Origin of the sequence: Rhodococcus sp. NPDC057529, assembly GCF_042802055.1 — a bacterium.
In the GTDB taxonomy this organism is placed as follows: Bacteria; Actinomycetota; Actinomycetes; order Mycobacteriales; family Mycobacteriaceae; genus Rhodococcus_F.
Genome location: NZ_JBHVEY010000020.1, coordinates 76,598 through 101,649, shown reverse-complemented (window position 1 = coordinate 101,649; position 25,052 = coordinate 76,598). Strand labels below are relative to the sequence as shown.

The 25,052-nt window shown below is 68.6% G+C and carries 19 protein-coding genes and 1 pseudogene; 9 read left to right on the top strand and 11 right to left on the bottom strand.

The genetic code is table 11. The features are described from left to right. Positions 1 to 29 precede the first annotated feature (29 nt). Positions 30 to 4,595, top strand: a complete 4,566-nt coding sequence (locus ACFU5V_RS31940; RefSeq protein ID WP_378703930.1) for an amino acid adenylation domain-containing protein — start codon at positions 30 to 32, stop codon at positions 4,593 to 4,595. A gap of 46 nt (positions 4,596 to 4,641) precedes the next feature. On the opposite strand, the gene ACFU5V_RS31935 is transcribed toward ACFU5V_RS31940, so the two are convergent. Both ACFU5V_RS31935 and ACFU5V_RS31930 read right to left on the bottom strand, forming a co-directional pair. After that, positions 4,642 to 4,818, bottom strand: a complete 177-nt coding sequence (locus tag ACFU5V_RS31935; protein WP_378703929.1) for a hypothetical protein — start codon at positions 4,816 to 4,818, stop codon at positions 4,642 to 4,644. 666 nt (positions 4,819 to 5,484) lie between these two features. Next, the gene (locus ACFU5V_RS31930; protein WP_378703927.1) at positions 5,485 to 6,390 is read right to left on the bottom strand and encodes a hypothetical protein; all 906 of its coding nucleotides are present in this window, start codon (positions 6,388 to 6,390) and stop codon (positions 5,485 to 5,487) included. A 147-nt stretch (positions 6,391 to 6,537) separates the two neighbouring features. Here ACFU5V_RS31930 and ACFU5V_RS31925 point away from each other — a divergent pair, with 147 nt between their 5' ends. Continuing rightward, positions 6,538 to 6,936 carry a hypothetical protein gene (locus tag ACFU5V_RS31925; RefSeq protein WP_378703925.1) on the top strand — a complete coding sequence of 133 codons (399 nt, stop codon included), beginning with the start codon at positions 6,538 to 6,540 and terminating at the stop codon, positions 6,934 to 6,936. Between the two features lie 191 nt (positions 6,937 to 7,127). Here the strand turns inward: ACFU5V_RS31925 and ACFU5V_RS31920 are convergent, their stop codons facing one another. The 3 genes and pseudogenes from ACFU5V_RS31920 to ACFU5V_RS31910 form a co-directional block, all read right to left on the bottom strand. Beyond that, positions 7,128 to 7,673 (bottom strand): ferritin, encoded by a 546-nt coding sequence (locus ACFU5V_RS31920; RefSeq protein WP_378703924.1) that lies wholly within the window; start codon positions 7,671 to 7,673, stop codon positions 7,128 to 7,130. A gap of 248 nt (positions 7,674 to 7,921) precedes the next feature. Continuing rightward, on the bottom strand, positions 7,922 to 8,221 hold the full coding sequence (locus ACFU5V_RS31915; protein WP_378703922.1) for a hypothetical protein: 300 nt from the start codon (positions 8,219 to 8,221) through the stop codon (positions 7,922 to 7,924). A gap of 455 nt (positions 8,222 to 8,676) precedes the next feature. After that, a pseudogene (locus ACFU5V_RS31910) lies at positions 8,677 to 8,892 on the bottom strand (MaoC family dehydratase N-terminal domain-containing protein); the annotation flags it as partial. Positions 8,893 to 9,791: 899 nt separating this feature from the next. Here ACFU5V_RS31910 and ACFU5V_RS31905 point away from each other — a divergent pair. Then, the gene (locus ACFU5V_RS31905; RefSeq protein WP_378703920.1) at positions 9,792 to 10,121 is read left to right on the top strand and encodes a hypothetical protein; all 330 of its coding nucleotides are present in this window, start codon (positions 9,792 to 9,794) and stop codon (positions 10,119 to 10,121) included. Between the two features lie 64 nt (positions 10,122 to 10,185). Here ACFU5V_RS31905 and ACFU5V_RS31900 read toward each other — a convergent pair whose 3' ends face one another. Together ACFU5V_RS31900 and ACFU5V_RS31895 are read right to left on the bottom strand one after the other, a co-directional pair. Then, positions 10,186 to 13,158: a UPF0182 family protein gene (locus ACFU5V_RS31900; RefSeq protein WP_378703919.1), complete on the bottom strand. Its 2,973-nt coding sequence runs from the start codon at positions 13,156 to 13,158 to the stop codon at positions 10,186 to 10,188. Between the two features lie 148 nt (positions 13,159 to 13,306). Continuing rightward, positions 13,307 to 13,582 carry a hypothetical protein gene (locus ACFU5V_RS31895; RefSeq protein ID WP_378703917.1) on the bottom strand — a complete coding sequence of 92 codons (276 nt, stop codon included), beginning with the start codon at positions 13,580 to 13,582 and terminating at the stop codon, positions 13,307 to 13,309. A 131-nt stretch (positions 13,583 to 13,713) separates the two neighbouring features. Here ACFU5V_RS31895 and ACFU5V_RS31890 point away from each other — a divergent pair, with 131 nt between their 5' ends. Both ACFU5V_RS31890 and ACFU5V_RS31885 read left to right on the top strand, forming a co-directional pair. Then, positions 13,714 to 14,727, top strand: a complete 1,014-nt coding sequence (locus ACFU5V_RS31890; protein WP_378703916.1) for a histidine kinase — start codon at positions 13,714 to 13,716, stop codon at positions 14,725 to 14,727. Then, the gene (locus ACFU5V_RS31885; RefSeq protein WP_378703914.1) at positions 14,724 to 15,380 is read left to right on the top strand and encodes a response regulator; all 657 of its coding nucleotides are present in this window, start codon (positions 14,724 to 14,726) and stop codon (positions 15,378 to 15,380) included. Before ACFU5V_RS31890 ends, ACFU5V_RS31885 begins: the two co-directional genes overlap by 4 nt. Before the next feature lie 469 nt (positions 15,381 to 15,849). On the opposite strand, the gene ACFU5V_RS31880 is transcribed toward ACFU5V_RS31885, so the two are convergent. Continuing rightward, positions 15,850 to 16,317 carry a PASTA domain-containing protein gene (locus ACFU5V_RS31880; protein ID WP_378704025.1) on the bottom strand — a complete coding sequence of 156 codons (468 nt, stop codon included), beginning with the start codon at positions 16,315 to 16,317 and terminating at the stop codon, positions 15,850 to 15,852. Between ACFU5V_RS31880 and ACFU5V_RS31875 the strand changes: the two genes are divergently transcribed. Then, on the top strand, positions 16,232 to 16,624 hold the full coding sequence (locus tag ACFU5V_RS31875; protein ID WP_378703913.1) for a CNNM domain-containing protein: 393 nt from the start codon (positions 16,232 to 16,234) through the stop codon (positions 16,622 to 16,624). The genes ACFU5V_RS31880 and ACFU5V_RS31875 overlap by 86 nt on opposite strands. Here the strand turns inward: ACFU5V_RS31875 and ACFU5V_RS31870 are convergent. Then, positions 16,575 to 17,018: a pyridoxamine 5'-phosphate oxidase family protein gene (locus ACFU5V_RS31870; protein ID WP_378703911.1), complete on the bottom strand. Its 444-nt coding sequence runs from the start codon at positions 17,016 to 17,018 to the stop codon at positions 16,575 to 16,577. The two genes, ACFU5V_RS31875 and ACFU5V_RS31870, sit on opposite strands and share 50 nt — an antisense overlap. Before the next feature lie 526 nt (positions 17,019 to 17,544). On the opposite strand from ACFU5V_RS31870, the gene ACFU5V_RS31865 reads away from it, so the two are divergent. After that, a complete protein-coding gene (locus ACFU5V_RS31865; RefSeq protein ID WP_378703910.1) occupies positions 17,545 to 18,612 on the top strand; it encodes a calcium:proton antiporter in 1,068 nt (355 codons plus the stop codon). Positions 18,613 to 18,725: 113 nt separating this feature from the next. Here the strand turns inward: ACFU5V_RS31865 and ACFU5V_RS31860 are convergent, their stop codons facing one another. Further along, entirely contained in the window at positions 18,726 to 19,889 is a 1,164-nt protein-coding gene (locus tag ACFU5V_RS31860; RefSeq protein ID WP_378703908.1) for a PQQ-dependent sugar dehydrogenase, read from the bottom strand. 130 nt (positions 19,890 to 20,019) lie between these two features. Then, positions 20,020 to 22,725, bottom strand: coding sequence for a cation-transporting P-type ATPase (locus tag ACFU5V_RS31855; RefSeq protein ID WP_378703907.1), 2,706 nt, complete (start codon positions 22,723 to 22,725; stop codon positions 20,020 to 20,022). Between the two features lie 537 nt (positions 22,726 to 23,262). Between ACFU5V_RS31855 and ACFU5V_RS31850 the strand changes: the two genes are divergently transcribed. Both ACFU5V_RS31850 and ACFU5V_RS31845 read left to right on the top strand, forming a co-directional pair. Continuing rightward, positions 23,263 to 23,520 carry a hypothetical protein gene (locus ACFU5V_RS31850; RefSeq protein ID WP_378703906.1) on the top strand — a complete coding sequence of 86 codons (258 nt, stop codon included), beginning with the start codon at positions 23,263 to 23,265 and terminating at the stop codon, positions 23,518 to 23,520. A 208-nt stretch (positions 23,521 to 23,728) separates the two neighbouring features. Further along, complete coding sequence (locus ACFU5V_RS31845) at positions 23,729 to 25,036, top strand: hemolysin family protein (RefSeq protein ID WP_378703904.1); 1,308 nt, start codon at positions 23,729 to 23,731, stop codon at positions 25,034 to 25,036. Positions 25,037 to 25,052: the final 16 nt, after the last annotated feature.

Sequence of the window (25,052 nt, the reverse complement as noted above, 5' to 3'; positions counted from 1 at the left end):
CGAGCCACCCGAGAGGCAGCAGACCGACGATGACCGCGACCGACAACCCCGCACCCGCGGAGATCGAGGACGTCCTCGCGCTCAGCCCACTGCAGGAGGGACTGTTCACCCTCGCCCACACCATCACCGACGGCGTCGACCCGTACACGATCCAGTTCGTCGCCGACATCGACGGACCCGTCGACGTTCCGCTGTTGCGGCGGAGCATCGACGCGGTCCTCGGCAGGCACCCGAACCTTCGGGTGTCCTTCTGGGAGCGTGACCTTCCGCATCCGGTGCAGATCGTTCCGGCCCGGGTGACGGTGCCGTGGCGGGAGGTGGACGCCGCGGCCGGGGAACTGGCCGCACTCGCCGACGCCGAACGCCGCAGGCCGTTCGACCTCGCGGACGGTCCCGCCCTGCGATTCGTGCTCGCCCGGCGGGCCCCCGCGTCGTTCCGGTTGATCTGCACCGCCCACCACATCGTCATGGACGGCTGGTCGGTGCCGATCTTCGTGCAGGAACTCGTCGGCGCCTATCTCACGGGCGGATCCCTCGATCACCTCCCCGCCCCGCGCCTGTACCGCGACTACATCGCGTGGCTGGCTGCGCAGGACAAGGCCGCGGCCCTCACGGCGTGGCGTGATCACCTCGCGGGCATCGACGGCCCGACGATGCTCGCGGAGGGACGGTCGCGCCGGACCTCCGCCGGGGTCGACACGCTGCCCGGCAAGGCGGAACTGACTCTCGATTCCCGAGACACCGACGCCCTCCTGCAGTGGACCCGCGCGCACGGTCTGACCGTCAACACCGCAACACAATTCGCGTGGGCGCTGCTCCTGGGCCGGTTGACGGACCGCACCGGCGTCGTCTTCGGCGCGACGACCGCGGGCCGTCCCGACAGCATCGCCGGGGTCGAGACGATGATCGGCTTGTTCATCAACACCCTCCCCGTGCATGTCCGGCTCGACGACGCAGCGACGGTGCGCGAGCAGTGCACTGCCCTGCAGCAGGAGTCCGCCCGGCTGCGGACACACGGGTACGTCGGGCTGTCCGAGGTGCAACGGCTGGCGGGCACGGGTGACCTGTTCGACTCGCTGATGGTGTTCCAGAACGCGCCCCGCGGCAGCGTCGCCGACCCCGTGACCGCGCCCGACGGGGTGACGTTCACCCCGGTCGAGATGGACAGCCTCACCCACTACCCGCTGACCCTCGTCCCCTACCTGGACGGCGGAACGCTCGGGCTCGTCGTCGAGCATCGCCCCGACCTCCTCCCGCACCTCGGCGCGCGCGAGGTCGGGGAACGGTTGCTGCACGTGCTCCGTCAACTGCCCCGCGCGGGCGACGCGCGGCCGGGCGTCGTCGACATCCTCGTCCCCGGTGAGCGCGAACGGATTCTCGCTGCCGCCGTGACTCCCGAGATTCCGTGTGGCGAACTGCCGCCCGCCGCCACCGTCCACGGACTCCTCGAGCATCACGCTGCGAACACCCCGGACGCCGCGGCGATCACCACGGCCGAGATCACCCTCACCTACCGGGAGGTCGACGCTGCCGCCAATCGGCTGGCGCGAGAACTCCTGGGCCACGGCATCCGGCCCGAGCAGGCGGTCGCCGTGGTGCTGCCGCGGTCTCCGGAGTTCCTCATCTCGCTGTTCGCGGTCGCGAAGGCCGGGGGCACGGCCGTGCCCCTCGCAGTCGACAGTCCTGCGGCGCGCCGTGATTCGATCCTCGCCCAGACCGGGGCCCGGATGATGCTGACCACCCCCGAGTTCGCGATCGCCGGGCTGCGCGCCGTCGACGTGCACGCGGTCCTCGCCGGTCCGCCGGCGCCGCGCCCGGCGGTCGACGTCGACCCCGCGCAGAGTCTGTACGTCATCTTCACGTCCGGGTCGACGGGGGAGCCCAAGGGCGTCGTCGCGACGCACCGCGGAATCGTCAGGCTCCTCGCCGACCACCGCCTGCGGGTGTACCGCCCGGCGGCGCGGCGACAAGGGCGGCCGCTCACCGTCGGCCACGCCTGGTCCCTGACGTTCGACGCATCGTGGCAGCCGCTGCTCGCCCTACTCGACGGTCACGCTGTCGCCCTGTTCGACCACGACACGATGCGGGACCCGGACCTACTGGTCCGCGGCATTCTCGCGCGGAGCGTCGACGTGCTCGAGACATCCCCCGCCATGTTCACCCAGCTGGCGTCGGCGGGCCTGCTGTTCGAGGACGGCGGCGAGACCCGGTGCCGGCTCTCCGTGCTGGGGCTCGGCGGCGAAGCCGTCGGGGAGGCGACGTGGGCGCGGTGCCGGACGCTGCCGGGCACCGCGGTCTTCAATTTCTACGGCCCCACCGAGACGACCGTCGACGCACTCGTCGCGGGGTTCGCCGACACCCCGGCGCCGTCGGTGGGGCGCCCGATGGCCGGGATGGGCGCCTACGTGCTCGACTCGGCGCTGCGCCTCGTGCCGGACGGCGTGGCGGGGGAACTGTACCTGTCGGGGGACCAGGTGACCCGCGGCTATCTCGGCCGACCCGGAAGCACGTCCGAGCGCTTCGTCGCGCACCCCTTCGCTCGCGGCGAACGCCTCTACCGCACCGGCGATCTCGTGCGCCGCACGCCGGCAGGCACATTCGACTATCTGGGCCGCGGCGACGACCAGGTCCAGATCCGTGGTCACCGCGTCGAACTCGCGGGGATCGAGTCGGCGCTGCAGGCGCTGCCCGGGGTGACCTCGGTCGCCGTGCTGACGGCCGAACGTCCGACGGGCCCCGGACTGACCGCCTTCGTCGTCTCGTCCGGGGACCTCGACCCGTCCGTCCTGCGCACCGCGCTCGCGGACACGTTGCCGGCGTACATGATCCCGTCACGTTTCACCGGGGTGACGGCATTGCCGCGCACGCCGAACGGAAAGCTCGACGCGCGGGCGCTCCTCGCCGTCGAGAGCCGGCACAACGGCGAGGGGCACACCGCGGCGGAAACCCCCACCGAGGCACTGCTGCTGGGGCTGCTCTCGGAACTGGTCGGCACCGAGCGCATCGGTGCGACGACCGACTTCTTCGACCTCGGCGTCGACAGCATCGCCGCCATCTCGTTCGTGAACAAGGTCCGAGCGCACGGCGTCGCGATCACCCCGCGCCTCGTGGCGACGCATCCCACCGTCCGCGATCTCGCGGCAGCGGCGGACCGTGCTGCGGCGACCCCGACGGCACGCGGTCCGGCGGACGTCGGGGAGGTGCCGCCACTGCCGGTCGTGTCGTGGTTGTTCGCGTTCGACGGGTTCCGCCGATTCACCCAGACACAGCTGATCCGGCTCCCCACAGACGTGACCGAGGACCGGCTCGCCGGCGCCCTGCAAGCCGTCGTCGACGCACACGACATGCTGCGCGCGACGCTGACGCGCACCGGCCGGGGATATCGCGTCGTCACGCGCGACACGGGAACGGTGCCGGTCGCGGCAATGCTGCAGTCGGTCGAGGTGACCGGTGCCCTCGGCGACCATCTCGGCACCGAGGCGCGTGCGGCGATCGACCGGATCGACCCCGAACACGGCGTGCCGCTGCAGGCGGTGCTGTTCCGGCAGCAGCGCGATGACGACGTCGGTCGCGCCCGGCAGTCTCGTGCGCCCGTGCTGCTGCTCACGGTCCACCACCTCTCCGTCGACGCGGTGTCGTGGGCCGTGCTGCTCGCCGATCTCGCTGCGGCGTGGCAGGGCGCGGCGGTCGCGGCGGAGGTGACGTCGTACCGGCGATTCGGTGAACTCATGACCGAACGCGCCGCATCATCGGACGTCCCGGCGCAGCGGGACTTCTGGGTGCGGCAGTGCGCGGGCCCCGACCCGTCGCTGGGTTCGCGGCGTCTCGACCCGGCGGTGGATCGCGCGTCGTCCCTGGCCGAGACCACAACGATCACGTCACCGCAGGTCACCGCGTCGCTGCTGGCTCGTACGTCCGGCGGCGCCGGCGTCCGGGAGATCCTCCTCGCGGCACTCGCAGCGACGGTCGCGCAGTGGCGGCGACAGCGCGGCGACGATCCCGCCGCGGGCACACTGGTCGCGCTCGAAGGACACGGCCGCGCCGACCACCTGATGTCCGACGCGGGCACCGACACGACCCGCACGGTGGGGTGGTTCACCACGGTGTTCCCCGTGCGGCTCGGCGCCGGCGCAGCCTGGGCGCACACGCTCGACCCGGACGCCCCGGACAGCGCCCTGCTCGACCGTGTCCTCGCCGACATCGCAGCGGACGTCGGGGCGGTCCCGAACGCGGGCACCGACTTCGGACTGCTGCGGTGGGCCGCCGAGGACCCGCAGCTCGCCGTCGATCCGCAGATCGAATTCAACTACCTGGGCCGCTTCGATTTCGGGCCGGAGACGTCGGGGGACTGGTCGCCGATCACGGACCGGGATCTCCACACGCACCTCCCCCTCGCCCCGGAACCGGATCTCCCTCTGCGATACGAATTGGAGGTGATCGCCGCGGTCGGGTCGAATTCGCGCGGCCCCGAGATCGTCACCAGCTGGCGGTGGAGCCGGGACGTGTTCACGCAGGAGGAGATCGACCGCATCACGCAACTGTGGGCCGGCGTCCTCGCCGCGTTCGCCGAGCAGTCGCGACACCCGGACACGTGAGCGGCAAAGCGTGCCCGGGGACGCTGTCTCTGCACTCCTCAACCATTCATGGGCGGCGAAGCCGCCAGGGCGTCTGCTCCTCGCCGATTCCTTTCAGCCCGGTCGTGAAGACGTCGCACCGGTAGCCGGACGTCGCGAGCAGCGGCGCCACCTCCGGGTCGTCGTGAACGTCCCGGGACGGGACGATGTCTCCGCCCGCAGCACAGCCCTGTACCCGGGTCACCAGATTGACCGTGGTCGCGTCCGCCCACAAGTGCGCCCCGCTGCTCCCACAACGAGATTTCGAATTGACCTGCGTAGCAAGATACTTCACATCAACGAGCGTGCCCGCCGATTCCGGTCACGTTGCGATGTGAGCACCTCGCACCGCGACGCCCGCACGCCCCAACCCCACATCACCAACCCGGGGACTGCCATCATGTGAAAATGGGTATGCTGTCACGCTCAGCAGATCGCGTTGTGCAGCAATGAATCCGAACCAACCAAGGGAAGGGGCATATCGCACCCCAATCGCCCATCGGACACGCCAGTTTCGCGCGTACACGGGGTGAGGCACACCGGCCGGTTTTCGGGAGGCACCCGAGGTTCTCCCGCAGCCCAGTTCGAGCGGTCGGTCACGCGACTCGCACACATGGGCCCGACTCAGCCACCGTCCGCATGTGGGCGCGCACAGTCGAAACCAACTACGCGAGTTATTACAGGCCGTGCGGGGGCTGCCTTCCACGACGGCTCCGACCTCGCACCGCGAACCCGGCTAGAGCCGGAAGTCACCGCACGTGAGGCCGCCAGGTCGAGCCGTGCCATATTGGCGGTGCGAAATAGGCCGTGCTCGCCCACCATGACGGAAAGGGCGCGCCTTGCCTCGAGACTTCGGATATCCCGCGGTACGTCATGGCGCCGGGCGTAGGACGGTGGCGGGCACGGTCCAGCCGGGCGGGGAGAGGTTGGCCAGCTGTTCCAGGAGGGGGTCATTGCCGGTGTTGTAGTGGTCGATCACCTCGCCGATCGGAACCTGCGCCGGCTCAGACGGTTGGCCCGATTCCGGTCCGAAGGCACCGAGGACATCCCCGGTGTGCTGGTCGGTGGTACCGAATGTGCTGGCCGCGACGGAAAAGTCCGAACCGAAGGACGCCGAGGCCACCACGCTCGGCCCGAAGTCCGACCAGCCCCACTTGGTCCCGGTGACGGACGGAAGCTGACCGGTCCCCCAGTTCTGATGAGTGCCGTCGGCGGCGACGGGAGCGGCGGTGGCCATCCAGCCGAGGATCGGGCTGTCGACGTCGGTCGTCTTCTTTGCTTCCAAGAAGGTGACCGTGTCGGCGGTACTGGTGACCGAGCCGCCCCACTGCCGGCCGCCGTGCGTACTGGTGAGCCGGTACTCGGCGGCGATCGCGTCGATGGACTGCGGATACTTCGCATACCCGCGCTCCGCGGCGTTGTCATCACTGTCGCGGATCATCCGCTGCGCGAGGTCGCGGTCCTCGGCCGAGCCGTCACCGTGCCGGAGCATGTAGTCGGCCACAAACAGTTTGACGATCGACAACCCCGGCCGGGCGTCGGTCTGGTTCGCGGTGCCAACCCTCGTACCGGACGGAGTGTGCGCGAACGACAACGCTGTCCGCGGCGGAACCTCGGAGAATCCGTCGGGAATCGGTGCCGCCGCCACTTCCCCGGCTCCCGCGCACACCACCACACCGGACACCAGCGCGGCCAGGGTGACCGACCGCACCGGCCACCACACCGACATCAGCAGCCCGGAACGGTCCGCGCGAACCGATGCCGACAGCACAGTCATCTGGTTCGTGTACCCACCACCGGCGGCCGCCACCCATACACCACCCCCGACGCGAGCGGGGATATCATTGTTCTTCCGTGGCTGCGGCTCGCCGACGTCCACGCCGCATCGAAGCCCCCTCAGCTCAGCGGTGGGCAACGTCGACCCGTGGCTTGCACAGGCCACTGGCAGTCCTGCCGAGTGGTCATCCTCGACGAGGCCGTCTCCGCCTTCGACGTCTCCGTCCAAGCTCAGATCTTCACCCTGCTCGACGGGACGGTAGCAGTCCTGCGTCGGGTTGCTCGTCGTCAGCCACGATCTCGCCGTGGTCGCCCCGAAGTCACCCAACGCGTCCTCGTGCTCTACAAGGGCGCCATCGTCGAGGAAGGCGCCGCCACCGAAGTGCTACAGGCACCCCAGCATCCGTACACCCGGCTGCTGGTGTCCTCGACCCCCGGCGAGGGGTGCGATCCTGCCGCCGTCGTCGAACAATGCCACCAGTTCAACACCGCACAGGCCTCGGGCGAACACTTTGACACGGGCGTCGAATCAACAATTCGCGCGTAACGCTGACCGGGGGCGGAGCCGTATACCCGGTTTCTCGCCGGCCGCGTCAGTCGTGTTTCGCGCCGGCGGGACACGGCACTCCGCCGCCTCTTCACCGCGTCGCCCTCGGAGCCGTGCGTCCACAAACGGGGCTCCCACGCAACCCTCTCGCTCCCGACCTCCGCGGGTGACAGCAGCGGAAGCGCCAACCTCTAGATGGCACCACCGGCAGCATGCGGTGCACCCGAAGCGTCAGGAGCGCCGCTCATCTCGCGGGCGACGAACTCCTCGAGGTCGAACAGGTTGCTGCCCGCGCGGTCGGCGATGGTCAGCAGCGTCGTCATGGTCGCGACCTCCTCGACCTGCTCCTTGAGGAACCACTGCATGAACTGCTCACCGAGGTAGTCGCCCTCCTCGCGGGCGGTGCTCGCCAGCTGCACGATCTGCTCGGTGACCGTCTCCTCCTGGGCGAGCGCCAACGCGATGGGCTCGCGCGGGTTCGCGAACGCACTCTTGGCCGCATCGACTCCGCTGAGTTCGACGGAGATGTCGCGGTCGAGGAAGTACTGGACGATCATCATGGCGTGGTTGCGCTCTTCGACGGCCTGCTTGTAGAAGTGCCGGGCCAGCTGCGGCAGATCTGCGTTGTCGAAATAGACTGCAGTCGCCGCGTATTGGTGCGACGCGTTGAATTCGTTGCGAATCTGGTCCTGGAGAAGGGCGTGAAACTTCGTCGTGTGCGCGGCGGCGGAAGTCATGGCGCACACGATATCGCCGGCAACAAAGGCCTGTCATCGAAGTCCTGCCTAACCATGGTTAGGGTAACCACATGTAGAGCGCGCCGACAAGGGACGGCGCGGTGTCGACGCGCGTCGGGACGTTCGACCCGTAATGCGCGTGTGTGTGGTCGCCAGTTCGGTGGGCGCATGGTCGCACGCGTGCGTCCAACGCACACCCACGCCTTGCCCTAAGTGACGGCAAGAGGAGGGGTGCTCGAGGAACCGATTTACGCGCCGGGAGTGCCGCCGGCAACAGGGTGTTCGCGGATGAGGACCCCTGAGAGCGGTCGTCGCGTGGTCACCGCGATCGTCGACTCCGGACGCCTGGGTATCCCGACCCGGATCAGGACCTGCGGAAGGTTCCCGCCGCCGGTCAACTCCCGCAACCGCGTCCGGGTCTCGCCCGATTCGGTGAGGTGGGTGACCGGGCACGTCGCGAACCGGCGATCGGTGCAGGCGAGCAGGAGCGCCGAGAGGGCCTCACCGCAGCGCAACCAGTCCAGTCGTGAATCCGTGGCGGTGGACAACAGCAGGATCGCCGCCTCGTCGTCCTGGTCGATGTCACCGGTGGCACAACCGGCCGGGATTTCGCGGCCTACCGCGGTCGGGGCGGTGGGGAGCGTAGGTTACGCAACAGTAGGTTACGTCCAGGTGAGACGTGAGTCAGCCCGGAAGCCGGACCGCCGATGCCGACAACGACAGCCGATGCCGACAACGACAGCCGCACCCACCCGATCGGGCCTCACAGCAGCAGCCATCCCAGCACGTCCGCTGATCGTCCGTGCGGCATAGTCGCGCGAGCGGAAGATTGTCATCGAGAGGTGCGCACCATCAGTGGGACCTCGATTCGGATGGACGGCGAACCCGTCGACGGCGCCGCGGTGGGCAGCCCTGTTCGACAGTGCGCCAACCGCGCGACACAGCTCCCCAACCTCAGCGCAGGACACTCCCCCACAGCGCCTGGGCGACCCACTCGACCGGGGATGCACGTGAGCGGGGCGATCAGGCCGTCATAGCCCAGGCCGACGGCGGCCTCCTCGCTCCGATGCGCCGGATGGGGATGTTGCAGGGATCTGGCGAACTCGCGGATCTTCTCGCGGCTGACCTCGTAGAAGTCGGTGACCCGGTAGTGATGACCGACCAGGCCCGCCGTCCGCTGCGCCCGGGTCGTCCTGGTGTCGTCGAGGATGGTGGCCACCGAGGAGAACCTGCCGGTTCGTATGTGCGGTCGCCTTGCACTGCACTCCCGTTCCTGGATGGCGCGCGTCGGATGGGTGCGTGCGGCAACTGATCTCCCCGCCCACGACCGGCGGTGGCTGATGGGAGCCGGTCGTCCCCCAGCGGCCGGGATCGGAGTCGGAGTGGAGTGGATTGTGGCACACCGGAACCTGGGCGAACGGGAAGCCCGTCCCCGGCACTTCGTTCGGTGCGTCGATTCGGCGGGGCGCGGAGCGGTCGTTCCGAAACCCGAGCGCCTTTACTTGCGCTTTACCTTGGATCGCGATAGCGTCCAACCAGTCGCACGACGCAGCGGCAAATCGCGATCTCGGACCTTCGAGACCGAGGCGAGAGTCCGCCCAACCGAGATTGGGCGGGTGTGCCCGTACGCAGCGCGCCGACGCCGAATCGATTTTCCGTCGGACGCCGCCACACGGGCGATGGACCCCATCGGTCAGCCATGGGCGGCCTGGACCGGTGGGGGCCATTTCGGCGTCATGATCACCCTCCGAGGTAGCGGGATTCGACGCAGAACGCGCCGCAGCGGGGCTGGCCCCGATGTTGTCCCTGATCTTCCTGGGGCTGGTGTTTGCCGACGGTCGCCACCAGCGTGCCGATTTCCGAGTTCGCGTTCGTTCAATTGCCTTTCGCGGCAATGGTGTCGCTGCTGATCTACGGCGTGTTCGTGCTCACGACGACCGGGCGGATTCGGGACGTCTCGTTGACGACGCGATCAGCCGCCACAGCGACCGTCGAGGAATCGGCAGTGCCGGTGACGGGACGCAGGGCATGGGCAAGCGTCGGGCTCGTGGTGGGGGGTGGCGGTGGTCGCGGTGATGGGATTGGCGTCGTGGGTCGGACTCCGGGTTGCCTTATGCGGTGGTGGACGGTGCGATCGCGCTGCTGGTGCTGCTCCCGGCGACGCTCACCGCGGTGCGTGCGGCCGGGCGAAATCGACTTCAGGTCAGCGTGAAGGTCGCCGTCGGGTCGGCGATGGCGGGCATCGTGCTGACCATTCCCTCCATCGCGCTGGCCGCAATCTGGCTCGACGGACCGGTGGTGCTCGGCCTCGAAGCCGCGCAGTTGTTGTTGCTGGCGCTGACCGTCGTTGGTGTGCTCACCGTGGTTCCCCGCCGCGCCACCGCGCTCCACGGCGGAGTGCAGCTCGTGCTCCTGGCCGCGTTTGTCTACCTGTCCCGCACTCCCTGATCGCCGAGCGGCGAAACACTATCGCTGGTGCGCACATCGGGCGTGTCGGCGACGGCACCGAGCCTCAGTTGAGGGTGCCGCCGGCGGCGAGGTAGCCGTCGATGGCGCGTTGGAGGCGGTCGAGGGCGGTGCCGTAGGCGGTGAAGTCCCCGGTGTGCTGGGCGGCACGCAGGTTTGTCAGGGCGGCGTTCAGTTCGAGGACCGCGCCGGTCAGTTCCTCCGGCACCGCCTGCGGCGGCACGCCGTCGGGAACCGGGGGTCCGGGGGCGGTCTCGGGTGCCGGTGGGGGTGCGGTGGCGGCGTCGCCGCCGGGGGCGGTGGCGGCGCGGCCGGTGCCGGGACCGAAGACCTGGTCGAGGGCTTCGGCGAGGGTGGGGGCGTACCCGACCCGGACACCGCCGGTGCCGGGTTCGCGGTAGCTGACCAGCACCCGGGCCAACTGCGGGAACGTCGAGCCCTCGGCGGTGGTGGACAGCCGCTCGGTGAACAGCGGTTCGATGTAGAGGACGCCGCCGTCGGCGATCGGCAAGGTGAGCAGGTTGCCGTAGTGGATGCGGTTCGACCGCTCGAGCAACGTGCGTTCGGAGGCCACGCGGGTGTCGGAGATCATCGAGTTCTGTATCTGCTGCGGGCCCTGGGTCAGGGTGTCGGTCGGCAACTGCAGGATTTCGATCGTTCCGTATCCGTCGGGATCGGAGCGCACCGATAGGTAGGCGGAGAGGAATTCGCGGTTGAAGCCGACCATGGCGCTGGCGAGCCGGAACGACGGCTGCGTCGTCTCGGGGTCTCCGACCAGGATGTAATACGGAGGCTGTTGCGCCGTGCTGTCCGAGGTCGGATCTGACGGCACCGACCAGAAGGCGTTGTTGGTGAAGAATTCCCGCGGGTCGTTGACGTGGTATTTCGCCAGCAGCTGGCGCTGGATCCGGAACAGGTCCTCGGGGTAGCGGAGATGGGCGCGCAGCTCGTCGGAGATCGCTTCGCCGGGCCTGACGGTTCCGGGGAACACGCTCATCCAGGCGGCCAGGACCGGGTCCTCCCGGTCGATCTGGTAGAGGGCGACGGTGCCGTCGTAGGCGTCGACGGTGGCCTTGACCGAGTTGCGGACGTACGAGATCTCCTGCCGGGGCAGCGGGCGCCCGGTGTCGGTGATCACCGGCTCGGTCAGTGCTCCGGACTGTGCGTAGGGGTAGTGCTCGAGGGTGGTGTAGGCGTCGACGATCCAGGTGATCCGCCCATCGACGACGGCCGGGTAGGGGTTGGTGTCGGTGGTCAGCCAGGGGGCGACGTGCTCGACCCGGGTTTTCGGGTCGCGGTTGAAGATGATCTTCGATTCGGCTCCGATGGCGCCGGAGAACAGGATGTTGCGTTCGGCGTATTGGGCGGCGAATGCCAGCCGGTTGATCCAGTTCCCGATGGGTACTCCGCCGGCGCCGGTGTAGGTGTAGGTGGAGATGTCGGTGTCGTATTCGCGCGCCGGTGCGCCCGCCTCGGCGCCGACGATGGCGTAGTCCGGGTCCTCGGACTGCGCGATCACCTCGCCGTAGTAGATGCGGGGTTGGTCGACCGGGATCAGTTGCTGGCCGGTCGCCTGGGACGCGAGATCGCTGACGGTGTAGATCGGGTAGCCGCTGTCGCTGCTGGCGCTCTGGCCGGAGGCGTCCCGGACGGCGGCGTTGACGCGGTTGGCGGGGGCGGCGACGAACCCGTTGCCGTGGGTGTAGACGAGATGCCGGTTGATCCACTGGGTTTGGTTGCCGCTGAGGCTGTTCGGGGACAGCTCCCGGGCGGCGACGATGTAGTCGGCGACCTCCCCGTCGATGGTGTATCGGTCGATGTCGAGTGTCGGGGTGAAACCGTAGAAATTCTTCAATTGTTGTTGCTGGGTGAAGGTGCGGGAGAGCACGTTCGGGTCCAGAAGTCGCGCGTTGGCGATGGTGGTGACGTCGGCCGGGACGTCGCGCGGCGCCTGGGTGCCCACACCCGGATAGGGCTCGTACTGCACCCGGTCCGGGCCCAGTCCGTAGGCCTGCCGGGTCGCGGCGATGTTGCGTTCGATGTACGGGCGTTCCCGATCGGCCGCGTTCGGGCGCACCGAGAACTGTTCCATCAGCGCCGGGAAGATTCCCCCGACCAGGATCGAGGACAACACCAGTAGCGCGGTAGCCATCGCCGGAATCCGCAGATCCCGCACCACGATTGCGGCGAAGAACGCGATCGCGCACACGATCGCGATGGAGAACATGATCAGCCGCGCCGGCAGGACGGCATTGATGTCGGTGAACCCGGCCCCGGTAAAGGTGGGTTCCTTACGGCTGCCCCACAGCAACGCATACCGATCCAGCCAGTACGCGACCGCTTTCAGCGCGACGAACGACCCGGCCAGCACCGCGAGCTGGACACGCGCAGCGGCGGTGACCTCGATGGGGTTACCGCCGCGTTTGGGGGTCACCCGGATCCCACCGAACAGGTAGTGCGCGGCGAGGCTGAGCCACAAGGCGAAGAATACCGCGACGAACAACCAGGTCAGGATCAGCCGGTAGAGCGGCAGGTCGAAGACATAGAAACCGATGTCGTGCCCGAATTCCGCATCCACCGTGCCGAAATCGCCACCGCGCAGGAACAGTTGCACGGTGGCCCAGTTCGCTTGCGCGCTCAGCCCGAACGGCAGAGCCAGCAGCAGTGGGATACCGATGCCGAACAACCGGGGCCGGCTCATCGCCACGGTCCGGTACTGCTCGATCGAGTCCTTCGCCAAGGCTGCGGCCGCGAACAGGGGCCGCGTCCGGTAGGCCCAGATCAGGGTGCCGAACATCAGGGCACCGATGAGCAGGGTCACCGCGAGGAACAAGACCAGCCGAGTCAGCAGAATCGTGCCCCACACGGTCCGGTAGCCGACCTCACCGAACCACAACCACTCCGTATACACCGTGATCAGCCGCGGCCCGATCACCAGCAGTGCCACAAAGCCCAGCAGCACCCAGATCGATCGGATCGCCCGCCGTGACAGCGGCCGCACCTCCTCCGACGGTTGCATGCTCACCTCCCGCGGACCCCCACACCTATCGCAACGGCCGGCGACGTGTTGTGAACGGGCCGGACGACACACACAGCATGCCCGTTTCGGCCCACTCCGGGGGTGGGTGGGGCGGGTTCGACCACGGCGATCAGCGGGCAGCTCTTCGTCATCTACCTCGCCCCCGAATCAGGTCCCTGACCTGCCGTTCCAGCGAAGCGAGTCGGTCGGCGATCGGCTGACTGTGCAGGATCTCGGCCACCTGGTCGGCCTCGTCCGGTGCCAGAGCGATCGCCCGGGCGGGAACCTCGACATCGGAGTCGTCATAGCAGAGCAGGTGCCGGGGGCCGCGGGGATCGACCAGCAGGTAGAGGTGTCCGCCGGCGCGGGCGACGACGTGGTGCAGCACGCCCTTACCGGGTACCGTCATCCGATCGATGGACATCGAAGCCCCCTACTGGAGATGAACCCAGTCTGTGCAGGCGATCGATGCTCTCACAATGGGGTCCGACACCCATTTACACTGGGCACCGACATGTATGGACATTTGCGATGTGCAGCGGTCAAGCTGGACCCATGAACCGTCGCGCATCGGTCGTGGACCGGTTCCGAGGACAAGCGCGAACCCCTGCCGGCGCGCTGTTCTGGCGAGTATTCGTGATCAACGGGCTGGTCTTCACGGTCGGCACCCTCGCCCTCGCCCTGTCACCGGCGACGGTGTCGACGCACATCCGGCTGACCGAGATCCCGGTGCTCGTCGTGGGACTGGCCGCGATCCTCGCCGCGAACGCCCTTCTGCTGCGGTCGAGCCTGGCACCGCTCGACCAACTCGCCAGTTCCATGAGCCGAGTAGACCCCCCACGCCGCAGCGACCGGATCGACGACCGAGGCACGGGCGACCTCCGGCATCTCATCGCCTCGTTCAACGCCATGCTGGACCGGCTCGAGACCGAGCGAACCTCGGCGAGCGGGTCGGCACTCGCCGCCCAGGAAGCCGAACGAGCGCGGATCGCGCGCGAGCTGCACGACGAGATCGGCCAAAGCCTCACCGTCGCATTGCTTGCGCTCAAACGCGCCGTCGACAAAGCGCCGTCGGGACTTCGCGGGGACCTGCACCACGCCCAGGATGCCGTGCGCGGCAGCCTCGACGAGGTCAGTGGCATCGCCCGTCGGCTGCGCCCCGACGTTCTCGAGGACCTCGGCCTGCACAGCGCGCTCAACGCCCTGTGCAGCGAATTCACCCAGGCGACCGGCGTCGATGTCGTCAAACACCTCGACGCCCACCTCGCCCGGCCGGACCCGAACATCGAACTCGTCTGTTACCGCGTCGCACAAGAAGCGCTGACCAACATCGCTCGCCACGCCGGCGCCGACAAGGTTCGGGTGGACCTCCATGCCACCGACGAACACCTGACGCTGCGCATCGCCGACGACGGCAAGGGCGGAGTGATCACTGCCGGTGCCGGTATCACCGGAATGCGCGAACGCGCCCTGCTGGTCGACGCCACCCTCACCATCGACTCGTCGTCCAGCGAGGGGACGCAGATCCGGCTGATCGTCCCGGTCCACGTGCAATCGAGGCCGCGATGACCAGGCAACCTGCCCGCATTCTGCTCGCCGACGACCACGCGATGGTGCGCAGCGGCCTGCGGATGATCCTCGACGCCGAACCCGACCTGCAGGTGGTCGCCGAGGCAGCCAACGGATACGAGGCGATCGATGCACTCGCCCACACCCCGGCCGACCTGGCGATCCTCGACATCGCGATGCCGCGGATGACCGGGCTGCAAGCGGCCCGCGAAATCACCCGGTCCCATCCCCACGTGAAGATCCTGATCCTGTCGATGTACGACAACGAGCAATACTTCTTCGAGGCCCTCAAAGCCGGCGCCTCCGGCTACGTCCTCAAATCCGTCGCCGACCGCGACCTGCTCGAAGCCTGCCGGGCAACCCTGCGGGGCGAGCCCTTCCTCTACGCCGGCGCGGTCACCGCCCTCATCCGCGACTACCTGCACCGAGCCCGGCACGGAGAAACGCTGCCGAGCACCATCCTCACCCCCCGTGAAGAGGAAATACTGAAACTGATCGCCGAAGGCGACACCACCCGAGAAATCGGGAACACCCTGAGTATCAGCGCCAAAACGGTCGACCGGCACCGCGCAAACATCCTGAAGAAACTCGGACTACGAGACCGACTCGCCCTGACCCGATACGCAATCCGTTCCGGACTGATCGAGCCGTAATCGTCGTACTCCCCGCCCACCGCGGAGACGCATCTGCGACCATGGTGTCGGCGCGAGCTAGGACGTCAACATGGAGTTAGTTGCCGTACCTTTGTGTGTTCCAGGGATTCTCGTTCAGTCAGGTGGCGACGGCCGGCGAGCGGATCGATCGGTTTGTGACTCCGGTCGACCCATTCTCGGTGTCCTGTGCCCTGGCGGATAACCGCCGGATTCCACCTATTCCCCGGTTCCGCTGGAATCGAACCGGCGTCGATGGGTGAGCGCAGCCATTCCCTGCACCGCAGGCGGTGAACCTGCTGCTCCATGTCGTCCACCCCGATAAATGGGTGTCGGACCCGATTGTGCCGGTGCGGGTGCCGGGCGCCTATTGACCCGCACGGGCCACTGCCATCGGCCCACACTGGCGTTCCCCGACCCACCACCTCGCTGCAGTTTGCAGTACCTCGCGTGTCCGCCGGAGTGGCCGGTGTCATACCGGATCCAGAGCCGCGGACTCGTGGCCCCGGGGTACCGGTGCGCCGTGCGCGCCTCCGCTGTCCTGATTCCACAGAATCACTTCGCCGCCCTTTTCGATTCCGGCAGCTCCGATCGGCCGCTGGGCGACGATCACTCCGACGGTCGGCGCCCCGGCGCCTTTCGGTCCGACCGGGATCAGTCCCGCCCCGCGCACAATGGCGCAGGCTTCGTCCGCGCCGAAGCCGACCACATCGGGCACCTCGCGCACCTCGCGCACCGGACCGCCCTTCCGCATAACCCGATTGTAAGCCTCCAGGTTGACCGCCAGCCCGGGGCTGGAGCGGTCGCGTCGCGCATCGGCGCCCGTACCGTCGGCGGCGGATACCGCCGGTGCGATGATCGCGTACCTGTCTTTGATCCTGGGCGAGTTTGTTCCCAAACATATTGCGCTGCAACGCTCCAGTGGAGTGTCCCTGCTCACCGCTCCGAACCTGGACCGGTTCGCCACGGTGATGCGCTCGGTGATCTGGCTGCTGTCGGCCTCGGCCGACCTGTTGGTGTGCCTGCTCGGTGGGGGGACCCGAAAGCGACACACGAAGCGACCAGGCACATTGCGGAACGGGCCGCAACGGTATTGCTGGGCACCGATGCGACCACGGTCCTCGAAACAGGCCCGCGGCAACATCCGAGAGGGATGGCGTCGGAAAACCTTGTGCGCCTGCGCTTATGCGGGCGTTGTCAGCGGTGGTCACCGGTGGGACGGAGCAGGGCGGCTCGGTGCCCGGTGAGGCGTTCGATGTCGAAGACGAGGTACCCCTCGTCGGGGCCCTCGGTCCAGGGCGCGCGGGTGGGGTCGTCGAATCCGTGGAGGCCGTCGGTGCCGATCACCAACCGGGAGCGTCCGATGGCGAGGACCGTCCAGCCGGTGCGCGTCGCCGACGCGATGGCCCCGGCTTCGAGGGCTACGACGGTGGCGTCGAAACGGTCGAACCACTGATGTCCTCCGGTGGGGATGACGATCTGCCCGTCCGGGGCGGCGAAGGTCACCGGCCACACGGCCGGCAGGGCATTGTCGGTGTAGATCAGCCGCCCGGCGGCCACGGACCGCAACAGATTCAGGCACTCCCCCGTCCGGAGCGCCCCGTTGATCGGGGCGCTCGCCGGCTCCAGGTGAGAGTCCATGGTGTCCTGTTCGTCGGTGCGCGTTCCGCCCCTTCAGCATTGTCGGCGGCACCCGGACGGGGCAGGGGACAAAGTCATCACCTTCATACTGTTTACGCCGACCGGGGCGAGTCGCATGGATGCCAACCCCAACCCGCGTGCATCGAGCGCACCCGACCGGACAGCGTTCCCGTGGGCGGTGCTCGGGCCCTCGAGGCGGGCAGGTCGTGGGCACAGATTGCGACGCAACTCGAGGTTGCAGCCCCTGCCACCGGCGACCACCTCGCTCTGACGGATCGGGACTGGCGGGAGGCATTCGTCGCCCACCAGAATGCCGCGCAGCACGGCTTGATGACCATCCCGGGACCCGATGGTCGTAGATGAGGCACCGTCACACGTCGGCGACTACCGCGCATCGCCGGATGCCGGGTGAGGACTGCAGCTGCACGTGGGCGGCGAAGAGTGATACCAGCGGATTTCGGTCACAGATCGCTGGGAATCGCCATTCCGGCGACCGAGACCCGAAAGGTGCTGGCACAGTCGAACCATGGCGCTTCGTCGGCGGTCGGCCATCACCACGTGGCCCCTTGTGAGTCCACCGGTCGCGGTGGCGCTGGCGCTGATCGGCGCGGTCCTGGCAGCGGTCCATCATGCCGAGGTTCTCGCCCGCCGGGTCGGCGAGCCGTTCGGGTCCCTGATCTTTGCCGTCGCGGTCACGGTCATCCAGGTGGGGCTGATCGTGGTCCTGATGATCTCCGGTGGCCCCCAGGCGGCGTCCCTGGCACGAGACACCGTCTTCGCCGCGGTGATGATCACCGTCAACGGCATCGTCGGGCTCGCCCTGCTCGTCGGCGCAGGGCGCTGCGGGGTCGCGCTGTTCAAGGCCAAGGGTACCGGCGCCGGCCTCGCATCCGTTGTCTCGCTCATCACCCTTTCCCTGGTGCTGCCCACGTTCACCAGCAGCCCGGCCAGGTCCCAATTCCCCCCGGCCCAACTGGCTTTCGCCGCGGTGGCCTCGCTTGTGCTGTACGGGATGTTCGCCCTGACCGGGACCGGATCCCATCGCCATGTCTTCCCCCCGGCCGTCGCGGAGAATCCGCCCACCGAGATCGGTCAGAGTCCCCGCCGACCGTCGGCCGCCATGGCCGGACTGAGCCTGATCCTGTTGGTGGTGGCGTGGGGCGCGGTCGTGGGGTTGGCGAAGGTCGGAGCCCGCGCGATCGAGGGCCCGGTCAGGGACGGCGCATTGCCGCTATCCCTGGTCGGCGTCGTCATCGCCCTCCTCGTGCTGGCGCCGAACACCCTCACCGCCGTGCGGGTAGCACAGCGGCGCCAGGTTCAGGCCAGCCTGAACCTGGCACTCGGATCGGCGATGGCCAGCATCGGGTTGACCATTCCCACCGTCGCGGTCGCCTCGATCTGGCTGGACGGACCATTGCTCCTTGGTCTCGGCCCGACGCAACTGGTGCTTCTCGCTCTCACCGTGGTGGTGGCGGTCCTGACCGTGGTCCCGGGGCGCGCTATCCGGCTACAGGGCGGACTTCACCTGGCGCTGCTCACTGCCTATGTGGTCCTGTGCATTCACCCGTATCCGGGATCGGAGGTGCCGATGTGATGGAATTCGGCGGCCCGACCGCCGTCCTGCGCCTACGGCGTGCCGGTGAGTCGAGGTGAGCGTTCGGGCCGCGGCGGGAACCCGCCCGCCGTTCGGGTCGGCGGCTGGGAGCGTCACCGTCCGTCCGCGGGTCTCACGCGGAGCACCTTGTCGCCGTCGCCGTTGTCGGTGGTGACGAGCAGCGACCCGTCGGGCTGGGCGGCGACCGTGCGGATGCGGCCGTACTGGCCGTCCAGTTCGGGTGGCGCAGCCTCGGCGACGACATGCGCGCCGGCGGGGTCGAGTCGCAGGAACAGCACCTTGCGGCCCTTCTGGACGCCGACGGCGAGGGCTCCGTCCCAGTCGCCCCAGCCCGCTCCGGTGACGAAGGTGCCGCTGGCGGTGGCGATGGTGGCGGGTCCGGAACTCCAGACCGCCGCGATTGCCTCGGGTATCCGGTCGAGGTCGGTCATCGGCACGGATTCGTCGTAGAACCCGTCACCGGTGTCCGGTGTCCATCCGTAGTTGCCGCCGGCGACGAGTCGGTTCACCTCGTCGTCGCGGTGGGTGCCCTGCTCGACGGAATAGATGTCCCCGGTGCCCGGGCGCACTGCCAGTCCTTGGACGTTGCGGTGCCCGAGGGTGTAGACCGCACTACCGGGGAATGGGTTGTCCGCCGCGGGCGACCCGGTGGCCGCGTCGATCCGTAACACCTTGCCGCCGAGGGACTGCAGATCCTGCGGTGCCGCCGCCTGGGTGGCGTCTCCCGTGGAGATCCACAGCGTCCCGTCCTGGTGTGGGAGGAGCCGGCAGCCGCCGTGCCGGCCGCGGTCACTGAGCGGCAGGCCGTCGATCAGCACGCCGGTCGGCGCCAGGGCGGTCCACTGGGCGTCCGCGGTCCAGGACTGCACCCGGATGTCGGTGACCGCGCCCGCCGCATGGGTATGGCAGGTGTAGATGATGCGGGTGACGTCGAAGTCGGTGGCGAGGGCGATGCCCATTAGGCCGAGTTCGGCGTGGACGACGAGGTCGGGCAGATCCGCCGCCAGCACGCCGGTGGAGCCGTCCGGGTGTTTGACGACGAAGCGTCCGGAGCGCTCGCCGGTCAGCAGGGTGCCGTCCGGCGCGGCTACCACGTCCCAGGGATGGTCGAGATCGTCGATTTCGGTGACGACGTCCAGTGCTGGAAAGTCGACCGCACCGCCCGGTGAGGGTGCGCCGCATGCTGTCGCGACCGTGCAGCAGATTGCGAGCCCCGTCGCCCATGACGACAGATACCGGTGTGGGTGTGTCGTCATGAGCGGGTTCCCTTTCTACGCGTGACGAGTCTGTGACCTGCACGAAAGGCGACGACCACTTCCGCCCGGCGGGGTGTATAGCCTTAATGCACGGTGGAATCGATGTGCCGATCTGTGTGTTTTCCTGGTGTCAACTGGCGTGCGCGGCGTTGCTCCGGCGTCGGCTGCGGATCACCCACTTTTCGGCCTCGGCGACGAAGAACACCACAAGTCCCACGCCGAGGACCTTGACCCATTCGGTCACCGTGAGCCCGGACGAGCCGAAGATCGCCTGCATGAACGGGGCGTAGGTGAACAGCACCTGCAGCACGATGCACGCGGTGATCGCGCCGAGCACGTACCTGTTGCCGAACAGCCCTTCCCGGTTCAGAACCGACGCTCTGATGTGCCGGCTGTTGATCAGGTAGAACATCTCCGTCACCACGATCGCATTGACCGCGATGGTGCGGGCCACCTCGACGGTGGTGCCGGATTCGAGTTCCCACAGGAACAACCCGAGCGCGCCGGACATCATGAGCACCGACACCAGGGCCACCCGCCAGACAAAGAACCCGGACAGCAGCGACTCGGTCGGGGGGCGGGGCGGACGGCGCATCACAGAGGATTCGGTGGGCTCGAACGCCAACGCCAACCCGAGTGTGCTGACCGTGGCCAGGTTGATCCACAACACCTGCGCCGGCGTCAGCGGCAACGTCAGTTGGAACAGGATCGCCGCGATCACCACCAGTGCTTCGCCGCCGTTGGTGGGCAACATGAACAGCACGAACTTCTTGAGGTTGTCGTAGACGCCGCGCCCTTCGCGGACCGCGGCGGCGATCGTCGCGAAGTTGTCGTCGACCAGCACCATGTCCGAGGCCTCCTTGGCGGCCTCGGTGCCGGTGCGGCCCATCGCCACCCCGACGTCGGCGCGGGTCAGGGCCGGGGAGTCGTTGACCCCGTCCCCGGTCATGGCGACGACCTGGCCACCCTCTTGGAGGGCCCGCACCAATCGCAGCTTGTGTTCGGGGCTGGCGCGGGCGAAGACGTCGGTCTCGGCGACGACGCGGCGCAGTGCCGGGTCGTCGAGTTCGTCGATCTGCGCACCCGTCACGGGCCGCGTCCCGGCGCCGAGGCCCATTTGCGCCCCGATCTCCGCGGCGGTGTCGGCGTGGTCACCGGTGATCATCTTGACGGTGATGCCCGCCCGGTGGCAGTCCCGCACGGCGTCGATCGCTTCCTGCCGCGGCGGGTCGATGATTCCCACCAGCGCAAGCAGGGTGAATCCGTCCTCGGCGTCGGCGGCGTCGAGGACGCCGTCCGCGGAGGGGCGGTCCCGGTAGGCGAGGGCCAGAACCCGCAGTCCCTGCGCCGCGGTCTCGGTGGCGCGCCGCTGCCAGTGGGTGCGATCGATGCGGACCGCTTCGCCGGCGTCGAGGTGGTGCGTGCACGCCGCGAGTACCCGCTCGGGGGCCCCCTTGAGGTAGATCCGCTCATCCCCCGCGGTGTCGCCGGGATGCAGGGTTGCCATGAAGCGCCGCTCGGATTCGAACGGGACCGTGTCGAGCCGGGGCCACGCCGCCGCCGCGGCCGCCCGGGAGAGCCCGGCCTTGACACCGAGGACCAGCAGGGCGGCCTCGGTCGGGTCGCCGTCGATTTCCCAGGCGTCGTCGGCCTCGTGGAGTTTGGCGTCGTTGCACAGCACTCCGGCCCGCACTGCCACCTGCAGGGCCGGGTCGGCGTCCGGGTCGACGACGACCCCGTCGTCTTCGGTGAAGTCGCCGACCGGGGCGTAGCCGACCCCGCCGACGTCGATGGAGCGGTGCGCGATGACCACCTTCTGCACGGTCATCTCGTTGCGGGTCAATGTGCCGGTCTTGTCCGAGCAGATCACCGTCACCGACCCCAGGGTCTCCACCGCCGGCAGCCGGCGGATCACCGCGTGGCGCCGCGCCATCCGCAGCACGCCCAGCGACAGGGTCACCGTCATGATCGCGGGCAGCCCTTCGGGGATGGCGGAGGCGGCGAGAGCGACGACGAGGGTGAACATCTCGGACGGTGATTCGCCGCGCCAGACGATCCCGAGGAGGAAGGTGCCTGCGGCGGCGGTGAGGATCACGACGGCCAGCCACCGGCCGAATCGGTCGATCTGCCGCAACAGCGGGGTGGTGGTCTTCGCGATGCCCGCAAGCAGCGCATTGATCCGGCCCAGTTCGGTGCCCGCCCCGGTGGCGGTGACGACGCCGTCGCCCTGCCCGAACACGGCCACCGTTCCCGCGTAGGCGGCGGATCGGCGGTCGGCCAGGTCGGTGTCACGGTCCACCGGGTCCGCTGTCTTGTCGACCGGCGCGGACTCCCCGGTGAGCGCCGCCTCGTCGACGCGGAGCTCGCGCACCCGGATCAACCGCACATCGGCCGGGACCCGGTCCCCCGAGACCAGGCGGACCACATCCCCGGGAACGAGGTCGGCGGCGGGGATCTCCACGATCCGCCCGTCCCGGTGCACACGAGCCCGAGGGGCCAGCATTGCACGGATCGACTCGAGCGCGGACTCGGCTCGTCCCTCCTGGATGAAGCCGAGGATCGCGTTGATCACCACCGCCCCGAGCAACACCGCCGTGTCCACCCAGTGCGCGAGGAACGCGGTGATTGCCGCGGCCGTCATCATGACGTACAGCAGCACGTTGTGGAACTGCCGCAGCAACCGCCACCACCACCGGTCACTGCGGCCGGCAGGCAGCGTGTTGGGGCCGTGGACGGCCAGGCGCCGGGCGGCTTCCTCCGAGGCCAGACCGGTTGGTGTCGAATCGAGCAGGTCCAGCGTCCCCGGCGCTTCCAACGCATGCCAAGGGGGATCCATTGCCTGCACCTCATCTTCGGCGGGGTGACCCGTCACAGACCGGCTTCACAGACCAATCCTGTTGCGCTGCCGCGCCTATTACAGATTCGTGGCAGCGACCGCGCCTCGAATCCGCGCGACTCTCACACCGGCTGGTGGTGTTGTGCAACGCTCCTGTGGATGACTGGCCCGGGCTGATCGGCGACCGCTCGCGGGTGGACGGGTTCATCGTCACCCACACGGACCAGGCGGCACAATCGGGTCCGACACCCATTTCTCGGGGTGCCGAACATGCAGCAGGGTTGACGACGGCACCCGCGATCCGGACGAGATGGGCGCCCCCACCTATTGACGCCGGGTCGATTCCAGCGCAAGGCTGACCATAGAGGAAGCCGACGGTCACCCGAAGGGACCGGAGACGCGGGGCGCGGGCCGATGGACAGATCCTCAGCTCACACTGTGACCCCGTGCGGCCGAGCGATCACCCGTCTGCAGGGGGCACAGTGGACACGGCCCGGTTTCGGTGCGACCGAGCCTGAAACGGGTGACAGGAGTGCGATGAAGACCAGGCCCATCGAGATCCACGACCTGCAACCCTGGTGGGTGACGGCCGCATTCGTCTGCGGATGTGTCGCGGCGCTCCTGATCTCGCCGATCCGTGTTCTCATTGCCGCGACGCTCATCACCTTCGCCGGACTCCTCGCCTTCCACACCAGCCGGTACCGGCGCGCCGGTGCACGGGCAGCATCCTTCAGCGCCGGTTTAGCGATTCCTGCACTACCCCTGTCCGTACTCCACTTGGTCGACTTACTCTGACCAGCCGAACCAATCCTTACAGGGACCGTCGCCGCTCGCCCGCGCAGCGGGTGCGTCCCCTTTCCTGCGGCGCCGACCACCACACCCTAATGTCCAATTTGTCCGATTTGGCTACACTGAGGGTCACCGCAGATCCACATCGCCTCCGAGGTGAAAGGACCATGGGTCACCGTCACAGACCCCGGCCGCTTCGAGGTAAGTGGCCGCAATGAACGACACGGTGGTCAATGCCGGACTGGTGCTGTTCTTCGTGCTGGTCGGCGGCGTGTTCGCGGCCACCGAGATCGCGTTGGTGTCGCTGCGCGAGGGCCAGATTCGGCGCCTCGAGCGCCGCGGTGGCCGCGGGATGCGGACCGCCGCCCTGGCCCGCGACCCGAACCGGTTCCTGTCCGCGGTGCAGATCGGCGTCACGGTGGCAGGGTTCCTGTCGGCCGCCTACGGCGCCTCCACCATCGCGCCCGCCCTGGCGCCGACCCTGGAGTCGTGGGGACTGCCGCCCGGCCCCGCCTCGGCCACCGCGCTGATCGGCACCACCCTGACGATCGCCTACCTTTCCCTAACCCTCGGCGAACTCGTCCCCAAACGCATTGCCCTGCAACGTGCCACCGGAGTGTCGCTGCTGACCGCGCCCGCTCTGGACCGATTCGCCACGGTGATGCGCCCGGTCATCTGGTTGCTGTCGGCCTCCACCGACCTGCTGGTCCGCATCCTGGGCAGCGACCCGAAGACCACGAACGAGGCGATCACCCACGACGAGTTGCGCGACCTCGTCATCGGGCATACCGCAATCGCCGAGAGCGAGCGCCGCATCCACTCGGAGGTCTTCGACGCCGGCCAACGCTCCCTGGCCGAGGTCATGCGTCCGCGCACCGACGTCCGGTTCCTGTCCGCCGACACCCCGGTGGCGCAGGCGGGGCGGCAGGCGCTCGAGTGGGGACACAGCAGGTATCCGGTCATCGAGTCGTCCTTCGACGACATCGTCGGATTCGTCCACCTCCGCGACCTGCTCCGCGCCGACCAGTCCGAGGCCACCACCGTGGCCGACGTGCGCCGGCCGGTCCTGCAACTGCCCGCCTCGAAACCGGCGCTGGCAGCCCTGGCGGACATGCGGCAGAACAATCGTCAGATGACGATCGTCGTCGACGAATACGGCGGCACCGCAGGCATTGCCACCCTCGAGGACATCGTGGAAGAAATCGTCGGCGAGATCGGCGACGAATACGACGACCCCACCGCCGCCGAACCCTCACCGATGCCGCCCCGTCAACCTGTCGACGGGCTACTGATCGTCGAAGATTTCGAGCAGGCGACCGGCATCACCCTGCCCGACGGCCCCTACGAAACGATCGCCGGTTTCCTGCTGCACCGACTCCAGCGCGTCCCCCAACTCGGTGACAGCATCACCTTCGACGGCCACATTCTCACCGTCAGCGCCCTCGACGGACGCCGGATCTCCCGCATCCGGGTCACCCGCCGGGCATCGGATCCGCGGCGCACCGCCACCGACCGGCACTAAGTCAAGGGGCGCCGGG